The sequence below is a fragment of the Galbibacter sp. genome, assembly GCF_035306585.1.
GTDB lineage: Bacteria > Bacteroidota > Bacteroidia > Flavobacteriales > Flavobacteriaceae > Galbibacter.
On the sequence record NZ_DATGNU010000087.1, the window covers coordinates 1 to 15,130 of the forward strand.

A 15,130-nucleotide genomic window follows, 5' to 3' on the forward strand; every position below is an offset into this window, starting at 1 on the left:
TTTCTTAGGAACCTTACAGTAAAAAGCAATCTATATACTCAAATTAAATCAATAAAAAATCATGGATAATTCAACCGTAAAAGCAAAGAAAATAAGATGCGGCTGGTGCGAAGGAGACCCACTATATGAAGCTTATCACGATCAACAATGGGGTGTTCCGGTGTATGATGATCAAACGCTGTTTGAGTTTTTAGTTCTCGAAACTTTTCAGGCCGGCTTGAGCTGGATTACTATCTTGAGAAAACGCGAAAACTTCCGAGAAGCCTTCGATCAATTTGACTATAAAAAAATCGCTAATTATGGTGAGCAAAAGTATGAATTGCTGTTACAAAATCCTGGTATTATAAGAAATAAATTGAAAATAAAGGCGACCATCACAAATGCCATACAGTTCATGGCCATCCAAGAGGAATTTGGAAGTTTTAGCGCCTATATTTGGAATTTTGTGGATGGAAAACCAATCCAAAATCAAGTAAAACATTACAAAGAAGCTCCAGCTACAACTAGCATATCGGACGCCTTGAGTAAGGACTTAAAAAAAAGAGGGTTTAAATTCGTAGGTTCTACGGTAATTTATGCTCATATGCAGGCTACAGGGATGGTGAATGACCATCAAATTGACTGTTTTAGATATAAGGAGATTCAAAGTCTGACTTAGTACTTTTTAGAATTTTTATAAAGTCTTTTCTCGGGATTTCTCTTGCTCCCATGGAAGCTAAATGATCAGTATACATCTGGCAATCGATAAGATGATATTTTTTCGCCTCTAAGGTATTGGAAAGACTAATCAGTGCTATTTTGGAAGCATTACTCATTAGTGAAAACATGCTTTCTCCACAAAACACATGGCCTAAGTCTATACCATAGAGTCCACCAACAAGCTCAGAGTTGTACCAAACCTCAACAGATTTAGCAATACCTTTTTGATAAAGGGCATTATAGGCTTGAATCATCTCTTGGGTGATCCAAGTATCATCCTGTCCTTTACGAGAGATGGAAGCACAATGTCTAATCACTTGGTCAAATGCCTTATTGTAGGTCACCTTAAAAACTTGTCTGTTAAAGATGTTGCGCATACTTTTTGACACCTTCACCTCTGATGGAGGCAACACCATTCTAGGATCAGGACTCCACCACATGATTAAAGAACCATGATCAAACCAAGGAAAAATTCCCTCTGAATAAGCCTCTATCAACCGTTTGGTTGATAAGTCTCCACCAACAGCTACTACACCTTCCTCTGTTGCACTATCAACCGGAGGAAATCTCATGTTTTCTGTAAGAAAAACCATAATGTATCAAGGTATTGTCAAATATTTTAGTAAAATAACATTAAAAATGAAAATTTTATTGGTATTATCCATTTTTTATCCCTACTTTGGAAGTGCCTTTGCAAACAAATTTTTTCATCATTGCTTTTTTGAATTTACAGCATTGGCAAACCTAAAACCACAAAATTAAGCCTCGATATTGTAATAATATCGAGGCTTTCTTCTTATTTTAGATGTTGATCACTTAAGAATTAACTATAGTCAATCCTTACGACAATCTATTTTTTGGTTGAATCCCCCCTATTAAAACGGCAGATCGTCATGCTCATCTTCTTTGAAATCATTTGCTGGCTCAAAGGCATCTTGTGGAGATACAGGAGGATGATTCACAGGTGAAGCCCCTTGTGCTGCTTCAAGATTCTCAATTCTCCATCCTTGAATAGAATTAAAATATTTAGTCTCACCTTGTGGATTTGTCCATTCTCTTCCTCTTAGGTTGATACTTATTTTAACCTGTTGACCTGGCTGATAAGCATTAAGCAAATCACATTTATCTTGTACAAACTCAACCATGATGTGTTGTGGGTATTGCTCTTCTGTGGTAACGACCACCTCTCTTTTTCTAAAACCGTTATTCCCGAAGGTTTTAGTCTCATCAATCAACTTAATTCTTCCTTGTAATTCCATATCCTAACTTTAATTTATATTGCAAATCCACTAATTTCCACAAAAAATCAGATGAATTTACATTAATATTGACATTCTGACAATTCGTTTTCAAAGGTAAAAAAATTAATTACTTTGCCAGTAATAGTTTCCAGGCTTCTACTACTTTATTTTGTTCAATTAATTCTTTTGCTCTTTGGTGAACTTGACTTCGATCATCACCACTTAAGAGCTCTCGAACCTTCATGTTTTCTGAGATATAATCTTCCACTTCCTGCTTTAAAGGTAATCGCTCTACATTGGCGAGCCTCCCAAGGTCGTTCCCTGTTAATGTGTTACTATTTCTTATAAACTCAGGAATCTGATCCACACCAATGCCTTTTGATCTTAGCGGTTTAGGCACCTCAAACATTCCTTCTCTAGCACGGGTATACCAATCACCTCCCATACGTGCCACCAAATCAATTTTTAGCGGATCGATCGCATTGTTTTCATCCAAAATCTCGGGGCGAATGTGGATTTTCAGAACCTCTGCAATAATTAAATTCCCAGCTCCTCCTTGATCTCCTAAGGCAATAACCTCATTTACTTTACACTCAAACTGCACAGGAGATTCTGCTACCCTATATGGTTTGACAACTTCTGACTTACGCATTGTCAAACCTGACTTTATAAACTCATTAACTCCTTTTGGGTACTCTGTACTACTCAATGAAGCTTGATGAACTATGGTATGATCAACAATATTAATGACCACTTGGTTGGTTTGTAATATATTTTCCAAAGTGTGCTTGGTGGTATTATCCCTTACCCTCCTATTTACTGAAAATATCATAATCGGAGGATTGGAACTGTATACATTGAAAAAGCTAAAAGGCGATAAATTCACTTTTCCTTTTTTATCAATAGTACTGGCAAATGCTATGGGTCTTGGAGCGATAGCATTTAATAAATAGGAATGTAATTTAGCAGTGGATATTTCTTTTGGATCAATGGTCAACATATATGAGTTTTAAACAAAAATAATGTAAAATAACTATGGCCTTAAATAATACAAACTAACTTAGCCCCGTGCTTGAAAAACAGCACTGAATTTAGGGGGTTTCGAATTTTGCTTGCAATTAAAAATGCTTCGAAAGTTTCCTCGAATGCAATAAATTTACATCTTTTGCTTTATCTTTAGTGATACAGTCGAATTTAAATTTTAACTATTGAAAAAAACCACCCGTTGGATACTCATCATATCTTCTATTGCCATAGTGACCTCAGTATTATGGAATACCTATGTGTTTTTTCAGCGTTTTAAGGAGGAGGAGAGGGCCAAAATGACCATTTGGGCCGAGGCGCTGGGTGAGTTTATTCAAACTACAGATTTGGATCGGGATATGGGTAATGTCACCTTAGCGGTGATGAAAAACAATACCAGTACCCCAATTATATACGTTGGAAATGAAGGAGAGGTTACCTCCAACAACCTCCCGGAAAACAGGGTTGATGACAGTGTGTATATTCAGCGAAAGATACAACAGTTCACCACGGAAAACCCTCCAATAGATGTCACCTTTAGAAACACCAAATATGGCACGTTATATTACGGTAATTCAGATGTGCTAAACAATCTGAAATACTATCCTATGGCTCTTCTATTGGTGATATTTCTCTTTGCTGCAGTGGTCTATTTCTTTTATAGAACCTTCAAAGTAGCAGATCAAAATAAGCTATGGGCAGGAATGGCCAAGGAAACAGCACACCAAATTGGAACACCACTTTCCTCACTCTTGGGTTGGAGTGAGCTTTTAAAGGCTGAAAATGTAAACCCAGAGATTACCGCAGAAATTGAAAAGGACATCGACCGTCTATTGGTAATTACAGAACGTTTTTCTAAAATAGGGTCAGTACCGGCATTAGAGAAATCAGATGTCGTTGCTGAAACCTACAAAACATTTCAGTATTTAGAACTAAGAAGTTCAAAACTTGTGGAATTTGATTTTAAATCCCCCGAAATTCCTATATATTGTGACATTAATCGACAGCTCTATAGCTGGACTATAGAAAACCTTATTAAGAATGCTATTGACGCAATGAAGGGAAAGGGCAGGCTTACAATAGAGGTAGTATTGGATAAGAAATTTGTCAAAATTAACGTTATTGATATTGGAAAAGGAATTCAGAAAAATGATTTCCATCAAATATTTGAGCCAGGGTATACGACAAAGAAAAGAGGGTGGGGACTTGGTTTATCCTTGGTAAAAAGAATAATTGAAGACTATCACAATGGTAGAGTTAGAGTTTTTGCCTCTACTGTAGGTAAGGGGACTAAAATGCAAATTGTGTTAAAGACAACACCATAACAGGTAAATTTATACATCGTGAAAATTAGACAAAAAGAGATCAAACAAACCACACTGACTAACAATTGTCCTGAATGTTTTTCAAACGAAGGCTTAATGTTGACTTTTTATCAAAAACATGTTGAAAGCCCTTGGTATAAAAAAGCCACTGGTGAGATCACCGATAGTATAAAATGCCAAAATTGTAATACAGATATTTATCCAGTACGATGGACTGATGATATTGAGAGAGTTCGAGAATTTTACCTTAAGTCTATTGAATCTCCAACTCGCTATTTTAAGCTAACCCGTTTAGCAGTCATTACCCTGTTGGCTATAGCGGTGGTGGGAATTGCAGTATATGTAATTGTAAATAATGTGATATAACCTATAGCGCAGCTCGAATCTTACTGGCAATATCTTGAAATTCTTCTTCTGTAAGTTTAACCTTAGTTTGAAAGGTTACATCATTCATAGCATTTAAAGGAATAAGATGCACGTGGGTATGAGGCACCTCTAAACCAACTACAGACATCCCTATACGCTTACAATCAACAACCTTCTTTATGCCAATTGCTACTCTTCTTGAGAAGGCCATAAGATCCATATATGTCTGCTCATCCAAATCGAATATTTTGTCGACCTCCTTCTTTGGTACGCATAAGGTGTGACCAGCTGTATTTGGATTGATATCCAAAAAAGCAAAGAACTGATCATCTTCAGCAATTTTGTAACATGGAATTTCCCCTTGGATAATTTTAGTAAATATGGATGCCATAAGTGTAATGGTTTATTGAAATACTAAAGTAGAAAAGCTTTGGCAATAGTTCAAACCTTTTTTTAAACTAAATCCACTGATTTCAGACTTCATGACATAAAAATACCACCCAAAAACATATTTTGAATGGTATTTTTATAATTTTTTTACCTTCTTTGGTATATATCTTCTAATAGCTATTCTCTACTATAAAAGTGAGTCGATAGCGTCGGTGTAGGCATTTTTAGGTGATACACCTACCTGACGTCCTACAAGCTCTCCATTCTGGAAAACCAAAACTGTTGGGATGTTTCTCACTCCGTACTTGGCTGCAAATTCTTGATTTGCATCTACGTCCAATTTACCAACGATTGCCTTTCCATCATACTCCTCGCTAATTTGGTCAATGATTGGTCCAACCATTCTACATGGTCCACACCAAGCAGCCCAAAAGTCAACTAAAACTGGTTTGTCACTTTTTAAAACTACCTCATCAAAAGTAGCATCTGTTATTTCTAAAGCCATCTTAAAATATTTTAGAGTTTCACTTTCTTTTATGTGTTCTGCAAATTTAGTCAATTATTTCTGGCATCCTTACAATTGAATTATTTGTTTTGATTATCTATACATTTGAATCATTTATACTTTAAAAAGTTAACAAGCGTTTTAATGTTAGTTAAAAAGGACAACATATGAAATATATTGTAATGCTGCTTTTCACCTTGCTTACCGTTTATGGGGTCTATGGCCAACATAGCATAGATCCAGACAACTACGTTTGGGTCGAAAAAAAAGTAAAGGCCTCCGCTTATAATTCGACCAAAGCTCAGACTGTTGGAAATCCGTCGATAGGTGCTTGGGGAGATAAACTTCAACCAGGTATGAAAGCGATCGCCATCTCAAGAGATCTTATAAAACTTGGTATTACAAGAAATACTCCTTTTAAAATAGAAGGCTATTCTGGATATTATCTGGTGAAAGATAAAATGCATGCGCGCCACAGAAATAAAATAGACCTATACATGGGTCATGATATTCAAAAGGCGAAAGCCTTTGGAGTCCGAACGCTTAAGGTAGAATATGGGATTTTAAAAAAATAAAAACTGGTACCTAAAATAAAGTACCAGTCATAAAAGAAAATTGCTCGTTTATTTATATTATACTTTTGGTCGGCTTAAATTTTATGGAAGCTGTGCAGGATATAGGATATTATAATCTGCTGCCTTAACACGAGGTAAAGTCGCGTTATACGCTTTTTCTATAGCCTCTAAAAAAGCATTAGCCACAAAAGCATACCCTCTTGCAGTTGGGTGAATCCCATCCAAGGAAAAAGCTCCTCCAAAAACCAAATCACCTTTAAGGGTAAAGGAATCGAACGCCACGCCAGTTTCTGCGACATCTTTTAAAATTGCATTGGCATCTACAAAAGCCAATCCTTTTGACGCTGCCACCGATGCAATGGTAGCGTTGAATGCTTGGGTCGCATTTTTAACAGCCGCTTGTTCCTCAGGAACCAAGACCCATTTATCTTCCATGGGAAGGGTAATTCCTTCTACTGAGAATTGTCCAGCAAGTTGTTGACTCAGCCCCATGGACATTAAATTCTGCTTGGCCTCTACATTGACTGTACCAATAGTACTGCTACTTGGAAGAACAAACAAATCTTCCTCTGTGGCTTGCCTTGATTGACCGTACATGCTTCCCATTAATTTAGCAACCATAGGAGCAAATTGAGCAGGCAGTCCAAATTGCGCTAAAAAAGTTGGAAAGCCAGGGTTTGCATTTAATGCGCCTTCAATTTGAAGGGAAATATCAGTGAGATATTCGTCTTTAATGATCACTGCGCTTGGTGCATCTTCTGAAAAAATGATGGTACGCTCAGGCATTTGCAAAGCCGTATAAATTTGGTTTAAAGCGCCAAAAATAGAATTCAACATTGGAATTTGAGCAGCGAAATCAGGATTTTCTGGACTTAATGGATTATAAGGAACAGTTGTAAAGAAAGGGACTGTGGTAATATCCGGAATATTAGCCACCACACCTTTGGTATCATTACTACTTAATTGTTCTACAATAGTGGTATATACATTGGCAAATACCATAGGATCGGTGATATCATTGGATGCGTAGGTGCTGGGATCCATATTCCCTATTTGATCAACCCCAGTACCCCCAGAGGTAGCATACCCTAAAACATCATTATTTCCAATCCAAAGAGAGAAAAATGTCGGTTGTTGTGATAATGCATCTGCCAGTATACTTGTCGATGGACTTGAAGCAAAACGGACAAAATATGGATTTGCCTCCCCAGTTGCTAAACCAGCTATATTTCCATATCCTGGAGCCAATAAATGATAACTCAAAGCTCCAGGCACTCCCATATTATTATAAGGTGCGGTTAAAATAGAAGACACATCGGTGGTCGGTGAAGCGGGTAAGCGCACTGGGCCTGCCCCATCGAAGTACAGCCTAGGTTCTAGAATGGTAGCTCCTGCCATTATCATACCTCCTAAATTATCTGCCATTAAAGGTTGTGTAAAATCTCCACCTCCAACTTCCGCAAACTGAGTGGCTAGAATATTTGGTAGTGAATTTTGTTGACCCGAGACAAATAAAGCACCATCTGTAAATCCAGAGGTCAAGGAATTTCCAAGAGAGACATATGTTGAAAAGTCAGCTTCTCCAGCGGAATAAACTACGGCTGGTTCCTCCGTTGCGACTGAATCATCATCCGAACTACAGCTATGGCTTACCAGAGCTATCATAGCTAGCAAGCTTACATAGGGGATATATCTTATTATAGTAATTTTCATATTCTTCGATTTTTATTTAGCTTAAAAATTATTAATGGTCCAGGAAACATAAAGTTGTGTACCGATAAGTCCTGTACCGTAAGCTGTATAGTACTCCTCTCCAGATAAGTTGGCCGCACCAACTTTAAAAATAGACTTGATTTTAGGCACCGTATAATTCAACTGAGCATCAAAAACGGAGATCGACGGAATGTTTCCATCGCCAAAACTGGACTGCCAGAAATAGGAATCGCTCCATCTGTAACTAAGGTTAAAACCAAAATTTTTAACTAGTTCTGTATGTCCAAATGATGCTTTAACTTTGTGTTTAGGCGTATTAAAGCTGGCTCTAAACTCAGGATCGTCTTGCTCGAAATCAGCAAATGTATAATTGGCACTGATATCAAATCCATTTAAAATTTTACTAGCTACCGCAATAGAAGCACCATAAGATTGTACTCCTGAATCGGCATTGGTGTAGGCCTGAAACACTTTATAATCACCACTTTGTAATGCAAGAAGTGAAAGGGAGTTATCACCTACCTGCCCATACAAAGGAGAAATGACATTCTGTGAAGCTATAAAATCATTGTAATCAGTATAATAAGCGTTTAAATCTACGGTCACTTTCCCAAAATGCCCACGGTAACCAACTTCATAAGCCATCGCTTTTTCTGGTTCTACTAGTGCTACTTCAGAAGAAACTGGAGCGCCTTGTGCTACAGAAGCAGCAGAAAAAGAATTTTCATAAGCTGCTCTACCGCTAATGGTCGCAGTAGCATTTCCACCATTTGCCGCTACATTATTGACAGGAAAATCACGAACATAGCGATCTAAATTGTCCTTTGAAGACCCCACCAAAATGGCTCTACCAACATCCAATCCAATATACAGATCTTGCGTGGTTGGGTTTCTAAAGGCAGATTGAACAGAGGCTCGAAAATTGTGATTTCTCTTATTTCCAGCGGTATAGCCAATGGAAAATCGCGGTGTCATTTGCCCATCGAATAACTCTGATTTATCATAACGAAGCGAAGCTGTAAGCTTTAAGCGCTCATCCATTAGTTGTTTTTGAATTTGAGTGTATAACCCTAGCTCACTATAACTGATAGGTCCGTCATAATCGGTAAAAATTGTGCCAAAGGAGTTCAACCTATAGGTTCTGTAAGATCCTCCAACTTGTATATCCGCAAAATCAATCAGGTGCGCAAAGTTATAGTTACCATCGGCATGATACAACTGAGATCCATCCCTAAATTGTGAACCAGTTGCAAGATCAGGATTACTAGTCACCGAGTTCAAAGCTTGCTCAAAGGCCGGGGTTCCAGGGATCAGCCTTCCAGTCTCGGCTGTTTGTCTAGCTAATTGGTGCGCTTGTTCATTTGACGCCCCCGCTAATGTCGCCTGAATATAAGCTCCGGCATACTCACCAAACCATTGTTGATCACTCTTCCAGAACCTATTGATATTTATACCGGTAAAACGCATGTCGTAGGAGTCTCCAGCATCCTCATCGGTCATATACGCTCTCAAGAAAAAATTATCGTTTTTGATTTCCACTTTATGTTGTTGAAGAAAGAAATTCTTTAGAGCATACCGGTTCGCACCTTGATAGATGGTGGCTCCTTTACCGATTTTCACTTGGTATATCAATTCCAAATCATCAGCAAAGGGACGATAGTGAAGTGCACCATCAAACTTGATACTCTGCGCCTGGTAGTCGGTAAGGTCACTTTCCAAATATCCTGTACGACTTACATTCTCATCGGGGAGCAAATTCACAGCTCCAGAAGGAATTATTCCAGCTTGAGCCAAGGCCAAACCTACCGCTTGAATATTCGTACTTACTTCATCTCCGTAGACATTTAATCCGTCATAATCATTTTGCTCACGACCTGTTCCAGGCATTAACACGTTATCTTGACTCACCGCAAACCAATCCGTACCTTCCAAATAAGAGAAATTAACTTTCCCTGCGAATTTATCGGAAAACTTCTTGGCTGCTCGAATGCCTAAATCCCAGAATATATTGTCGCCGGCAGCTTTTTGAGAAGTTAAACCTGATTTCGCATATGCACTGATCCCCTCGAAATCAAACGGACTTTTACTTCTCATAAACAAAATCCCATTAAAGGCATTTGCTCCGTAGAGTGCCGAAGATGCCCCAGGCAAGAGTTCGACGCTTTGCACATCGATCTCGGTCATTCCTAGTAAATTTCCTAGTACAAAGTTTAACGCTGGAGCGGAATTATCCATCCCATCAACCAATTGTACAAACCGGGTATTGGCAAAAGAGGCAAATCCTCTAGTGTTGATAGACTTAAAGGTTAGACTATTGGTATTAATATCCACCCCTTTTAGGTTTTCAAGACCGTCATAAAAATCTACAGAGGCCGTGTTTTTGATTTCTTTTAAACCAAACCTTTCCACCGTCACTGGTGATTCAAAAATACGTTCTGGAGTCCTGGAGGCAGAGACTACAATCTCTCCTAAACTCATCGTTTCTTCTTCCAGTACAATGGTCAGGGGAGCGGCACTGGAGAACGAAATCGTTTGCGTAACAAATCCAATACTAGATACTCTTATGCTTGCTGGCAAAGATTCAAGTTGAAGTGAAAAGTTTCCGTTGAAATCTGTTGCAACCCCTTGCGTCTGACCAACCACTTGCAATGATGCACTAGGAATGGGTTGTTGGTGCGTATCTACTACTTTACCTTGAATGGTAATTTGTCCTAAGCATATGCCACTACAGAGTAAACTTAGAACAAAAAAAATTGTTCTTATCATAATCATTAGTTTTAGATTGATTTAGATAAGAACAATATACATATTTTTTCAATTCCGTAATTATTTAGTTTAAAAATTACGGAATTAATATTTTTTACTCCACTGTAACGGATTTTGCTAAATTACGCGGTTGATCAACATTACATTCTCTCATTACTGCAATATAGTAGGAGAGCAATTGAAGTGGAATCGTAGTTATTAAAGGCGCTAACCCTTCCAAAGTTTCTGGAACTTCTATCACGTGATCAGCCATCTCTCTTACCTCCGTATCTCCTTTAGTTACTACAGCGATTATCTTAGCTTTTCTAGATTTTATCTCTTGAATGTTACTTAAAACTTTTTCGTAATGCCCTCGTTTGGTCGCAATAACCACCACTGGCATATGCTCATCAATTAAGGCAATAGGACCGTGTTTCATCTCTGCAGCAGGATATCCTTCCGCGTGGATATAAGAGATCTCTTTTAATTTTAAAGCACCCTCTAAAGCTACTGGGAAATTATACCCTCTTCCTAGGTATAAGAAGTTAGGTGAATCCTTATACATCGAAGAGATATACTTCACATGCGCATCTACCTTCAAGCATTCTTCTACTTTTGCAGGGATCGCTTCCATCTCTGCGATGTATTCACGCAGTTGTGAAGCTGATAGCATTCCTTTAGACTGTGCCAATTTCAGTGCGATCAAAGAAAGTACGGTGATCTGCGTAGTAAAGGCTTTGGTAGAGGCTACTCCAATTTCTGGACCAGCATGGGTATAGGCACCAGCGTGTGTTTCTCTTGCAATAGATGATCCTACTACATTACAAACACCAAATACGAAGGCTCCTTTTTCCTTTGCAAGCTTAATTGCTGCCAAAGTATCTGCCGTCTCTCCCGATTGCGATATGGCAATGACCACATCATTGGGTGTTATTACAGGGTTTCTATATCGGAATTCCGAAGCATATTCTACCTCCACTGGAATTCGGATTAAATCTTCAAATATATATTCCGCGACAAGACCCGCGTGCCATGAAGTTCCACAGGCAACAATGATAATTCGTTGTGCATTAGTAAGGCGCTCTATATTATCCTCAATTCCAGCCATTTTAATAATTCCATCATTGAGCAAAAGACGACCCCTAAAGGTATCCTTAATGGCCTCAGGCTGTTCGTGGATTTCTTTTAGCATAAAATGGTCATAGCCATTCTTTTCAATTTGCTCTAAATTGAGTTGCAATTCTTGAACATACGGAGCGACCGCCTTATCATCTCTAATTTGGCGAACCTTTACGTCTCTACCCAATCTTATGATTGCCATCTGCTCGTCCTCTAGATAAATAGCATTATTGGTAAACTCAATAAATGGAGAAGCATCAGAGGCGATGAAAAACTCATCCTCTCCAACTCCAATGGCTAGTGGACTTCCCAATTTTGCTGCTATAATTTCATCTGGCTTAGTTTTGTCAAATACAGCGATTGCATAAGCACCAATTACTTGATTTAACGCAAGTTGAACTGCCTTGCCTAGTTTTACGCCTTCATTGAGTTTGATATCTTCTATCAAATTGACTAGTACCTCGGTATCGGTATCAGATTCAAAATGATATCCTCTCTCTTGCAGGGCCTTTTTAATAGCACCATAATTCTCTATGATTCCATTGTGTATAATAACAAGATTGCCAGAATTTGAGTAATGAGGGTGGGCGTTCACATCATTTGGAACACCATGGGTAGCCCAACGAGTATGTCCTAAGCCAATATTTCCATCGGTAACTCCATCGAGTTCTGCCTTAGATTTCAAATCGGCTACTTTTCCTTTGGTTTTACAAAGTTTAATGTCAAGGCCATCAAAAAGTACGATACCTGCACTGTCATATCCTCTGTATTCCAGACGTTCAAGACCTTTGGTCACTATAGGGTAGGCTTGCTTACCCCCGATATATCCAACTATTCCACACATAAATTTTTCTTTAAAATCGGTTTATTTTTCAGGTTCAGTATAGTATATTTCTAATTTAAGTTTTTTATCACTTACATCATTAGGAACATCATTTCCATAAAGGACTGTTCCTTGGAAATTAGGTATACTGGCTTGAGGAACTTTTATTAAACGTGAATCAGCTGCTAATATTGCCGAAACATTTGCCGTATTTAATATACTGTTAGTTGTGCTTAAACCAAGTTTAATATTTAAAGAATCATTTTTAATGAGATTATTGATATAATTGGTGATCCTAAATTTATACCGCGGCCCAACACTATTCTCCTTATCCAGTCTACCGTCGAAGATAGCGTAGCTGGTAGAATCGACTCCTGTATTCTGGCTTAAATCAACATTATAGTCGATCAACGGTCGTTCATTTTGATAATCATAGAGGTAAATTCTCTTTGGAAGGGTTGCTACGCCTTCTTGCCCTAGGGCCGTTTCATCCACATAAAACACCAAGCTAGCTTCATTGATCAACCATCCTTTGGATCTGGCTTCTTGGAGCTCGTTTAAGGCATTTCCACTGCCGTTTGAGATATCGACCTCTACGATGGAACCTGAACCACCATGCAAATACAATCTAGAGGCATCTTGATTGGTAAACTGTTCCGCGATTTCTTGTGGATAGGGATCCTGGCTAAGATAGTTTACTTTGTTTGCTGTATTTGCGTTAAGGCTGAGTTTTAGCGATTTTTCAGAGACAATGGCCTCCCCATCGCTATTGGTATCATCATATTGGTAATGCACCTCTACATAACCATTGGCAAGATCAAGTAGCATCGCCAAGTCATTATTGGAGGTCTCCATACTAACATATATACCTCTTAGGTATTCCTGGAAATTATTTGCACTTAACAATGGGCTTTTGCCTTCATTATCAATTACCTTTTCCTGGAAAAACTGTGTGTTAAGTGGAATACGCAGACGCGGGGCCAATCGCTCCGAAGGAACTTCAGATTCATCTTCATCAGGTGTATCTGGATCATCCTCATTATCAAAGAAAAGCAATTCTTCTTGATTAACTTCCATTTCACCATCAAAGAGTACCGTAGCGATAAAGGCTGTAGGATCTTCGTTAGAATAATACGCCTTAGCCTCTTGGAAATTAGTCTCTGGATCCAATGCTCTTAAATATTTTGTATATTCATTCACCTTTATGTTGAAGGTTGCATTTATGTTCCCAAATATGGAATCTACCCTATAATCTTTAGGATTCGAGGATTGATCACTAATGGTATCACTGACAAGGGTGCTGTAGAATGGTATATGAAGGTACACCTCTGTGACCGTTTCGTTTTCCTGATTGTCAGCAGAAGAGTCTTCATTTGCTTGAGAAACATCTCCAAAGGTCGGGTTGGAATTTGGAAGTGATAATTGAGAAGCAAAAGAGGCTTTCTGAACTCCAAAGATTGGATGCTCATAATCGGCTAGCTGATAACCACTCAATCCATCAGTTCTTACAGCTGACAACTTTCTATTATACGCCTGGACATCATAGCTGATCTTTTTGATATTCGTCGAACCATCATCGACAATATCAACGCCTATGGTGTTGTAGTCCCGCTCACAAGCTGTAAAAAAAATAACACCACTCATCACAAGTAGTGTTACTAAAACATTGCTTTTTAAAATATTTTTTATCATCTCTGGAATCCTCTGGATTAACTTAATACTTTAGTCTGGTAAAAATTGGTGTAGGCATCCTCAAATTCAAAAATTGGAACATGCCCTAAGACGGGTTTGCTTAACGAGTCTAAATGCTTTTTTAAATCCTCTGGCAATTCCTCAGATGCCACCACAACCGCATCCGAATGATCAACAGCCACTTTCAATAAGTTACTGTAATTGGGCGTTTCAAGTGCGGCAACATCCTTTTGATCTATACCGTCAAATTTAATCTTATCGAGCATTCCTTTATCTAACGTACCCTCAAAACCTTTGTTGTAAACCGATGTCACAATTTTACTCTCTGCAAAAAGTGGCTCATCCCGATAGTATTTTTTAAGATATAACGGTAACAAGGAAGCCATCCACCCATGAACGTGAATAATATCGGGATTCCAGTTGAGTTTTTTAACCGTCTCTACCACACCTTTGGCAAAGAAAATAGCCCGTTCATCATTGTCAGGAAATAGATCTCCATTCTCATCTGAAAAGGTCGCTTTACGTTTGAAGTATTCTTCGTTATCGATAAAATAAACCTGAATTCTCTCCTTTGGAATGGAAGCTACCTTTATAATCAAAGGCATATCCATATCATTGACCACAAGGTTCATTCCTGATAAACGAATTACTTCATGTAATTGATGCCTTCGTTCATTAATGTTTCCAAATCTGGGCATAAAGATTCGTATCTGTCCACCTCTGTCATTCACCATCCTAGGACTCTCATAAGCCATCGAGGAGACCTCGTTCTCAGGCAAATAAGGAACCATCTCAGAAGCGACAAATAATACTCTTTTGTCTGTCATATAATCTATTTATTACTTTCAACTAAAGGTTAAAGCATGCAAAAATACAAAAAATATGCCTAATTCGTTTAATTTATATAGCTTTGC

At 38.3% G+C, this 15,130-nt stretch carries 14 protein-coding genes; 4 read left to right on the forward strand and 10 right to left on the reverse strand.

Going from position 1 to position 15,130, the window contains the following annotated elements:
• The first annotated feature begins 61 nt into the window (after positions 1-61).
• Positions 62-658 (forward strand): DNA-3-methyladenine glycosylase I, encoded by a 597-nt coding sequence (locus VKY50_RS08615; protein ID WP_008991288.1) that lies wholly within the window; start codon positions 62-64, stop codon positions 656-658.
• On the opposite strand, the gene aat is transcribed toward VKY50_RS08615, so the two are convergent.
• The 3 genes from aat to VKY50_RS08630 form a co-directional block, all read right to left on the reverse strand.
• Positions 627-1,271, reverse strand: a complete 645-nt coding sequence (aat, locus tag VKY50_RS08620) for a leucyl/phenylalanyl-tRNA--protein transferase (protein WP_008991289.1) — start codon at positions 1,269-1,271, stop codon at positions 627-629. The two genes, VKY50_RS08615 and aat, sit on opposite strands and share 32 nt — an antisense overlap.
• A 303-nt stretch (positions 1,272-1,574) precedes the next feature.
• On the reverse strand, positions 1,575-1,958 hold the full coding sequence (locus tag VKY50_RS08625) for a DUF3127 domain-containing protein (RefSeq protein ID WP_008991291.1): 384 nt from the start codon (positions 1,956-1,958) through the stop codon (positions 1,575-1,577).
• A 109-nt stretch (positions 1,959-2,067) separates the two neighbouring features.
• The gene (locus VKY50_RS08630) at positions 2,068-2,940 is read right to left on the reverse strand and encodes a flavin reductase family protein (RefSeq protein WP_324300891.1); all 873 of its coding nucleotides are present in this window, start codon (positions 2,938-2,940) and stop codon (positions 2,068-2,070) included.
• A gap of 208 nt (positions 2,941-3,148) precedes the next feature.
• Between VKY50_RS08630 and VKY50_RS08635 the strand changes: the two genes are divergently transcribed.
• Positions 3,149-4,288: a sensor histidine kinase gene (locus VKY50_RS08635; protein WP_008991293.1), complete on the forward strand. Its 1,140-nt coding sequence runs from the start codon at positions 3,149-3,151 to the stop codon at positions 4,286-4,288.
• Between the two features lie 18 nt (positions 4,289-4,306).
• Positions 4,307-4,654, forward strand: a complete 348-nt coding sequence (locus VKY50_RS08640) for a hypothetical protein (protein ID WP_008991294.1) — start codon at positions 4,307-4,309, stop codon at positions 4,652-4,654.
• A 1-nt stretch (position 4,655) separates the two neighbouring features.
• On the opposite strand, the gene VKY50_RS08645 is transcribed toward VKY50_RS08640, so the two are convergent.
• Entirely contained in the window at positions 4,656-5,045 is a 390-nt protein-coding gene (locus tag VKY50_RS08645) for an HIT family protein (protein ID WP_008991295.1), read from the reverse strand.
• A 186-nt stretch (positions 5,046-5,231) separates the two neighbouring features.
• Entirely contained in the window at positions 5,232-5,582 is a 351-nt protein-coding gene (gene trxA / locus VKY50_RS08650; protein WP_262486274.1) for a thioredoxin, read from the reverse strand.
• Positions 5,583-5,716: 134 nt separating this feature from the next.
• On the opposite strand from trxA, the gene VKY50_RS08655 reads away from it, so the two are divergent.
• Positions 5,717-6,124 carry a 3D domain-containing protein gene (locus tag VKY50_RS08655; RefSeq protein ID WP_324300897.1) on the forward strand — a complete coding sequence of 136 codons (408 nt, stop codon included), beginning with the start codon at positions 5,717-5,719 and terminating at the stop codon, positions 6,122-6,124.
• An 81-nt stretch (positions 6,125-6,205) separates the two neighbouring features.
• Here the strand turns inward: VKY50_RS08655 and VKY50_RS08660 are convergent, their stop codons facing one another.
• From VKY50_RS08660 to VKY50_RS08680, 5 genes are all read right to left on the reverse strand, one after another.
• Positions 6,206-7,837 carry an SGNH/GDSL hydrolase family protein gene (locus tag VKY50_RS08660; protein ID WP_324300899.1) on the reverse strand — a complete coding sequence of 544 codons (1,632 nt, stop codon included), beginning with the start codon at positions 7,835-7,837 and terminating at the stop codon, positions 6,206-6,208.
• 21 nt (positions 7,838-7,858) lie between these two features.
• Complete coding sequence (locus tag VKY50_RS08665) at positions 7,859-10,609, reverse strand: TonB-dependent receptor (protein ID WP_414652314.1); 2,751 nt, start codon at positions 10,607-10,609, stop codon at positions 7,859-7,861.
• 88 nt (positions 10,610-10,697) lie between these two features.
• The gene (glmS, locus tag VKY50_RS08670) at positions 10,698-12,545 is read right to left on the reverse strand and encodes a glutamine--fructose-6-phosphate transaminase (isomerizing) (RefSeq protein WP_324300903.1); all 1,848 of its coding nucleotides are present in this window, start codon (positions 12,543-12,545) and stop codon (positions 10,698-10,700) included.
• A gap of 21 nt (positions 12,546-12,566) precedes the next feature.
• Positions 12,567-14,168 (reverse strand): BamH family beta-barrel-assembly machinery protein, encoded by a 1,602-nt coding sequence (locus VKY50_RS08675; protein WP_324300904.1) that lies wholly within the window; start codon positions 14,166-14,168, stop codon positions 12,567-12,569.
• 65 nt (positions 14,169-14,233) lie between these two features.
• Positions 14,234-15,043 carry a glycogen/starch synthase gene (locus VKY50_RS08680; protein ID WP_324300906.1) on the reverse strand — a complete coding sequence of 270 codons (810 nt, stop codon included), beginning with the start codon at positions 15,041-15,043 and terminating at the stop codon, positions 14,234-14,236.
• Positions 15,044-15,130: the final 87 nt, after the last annotated feature.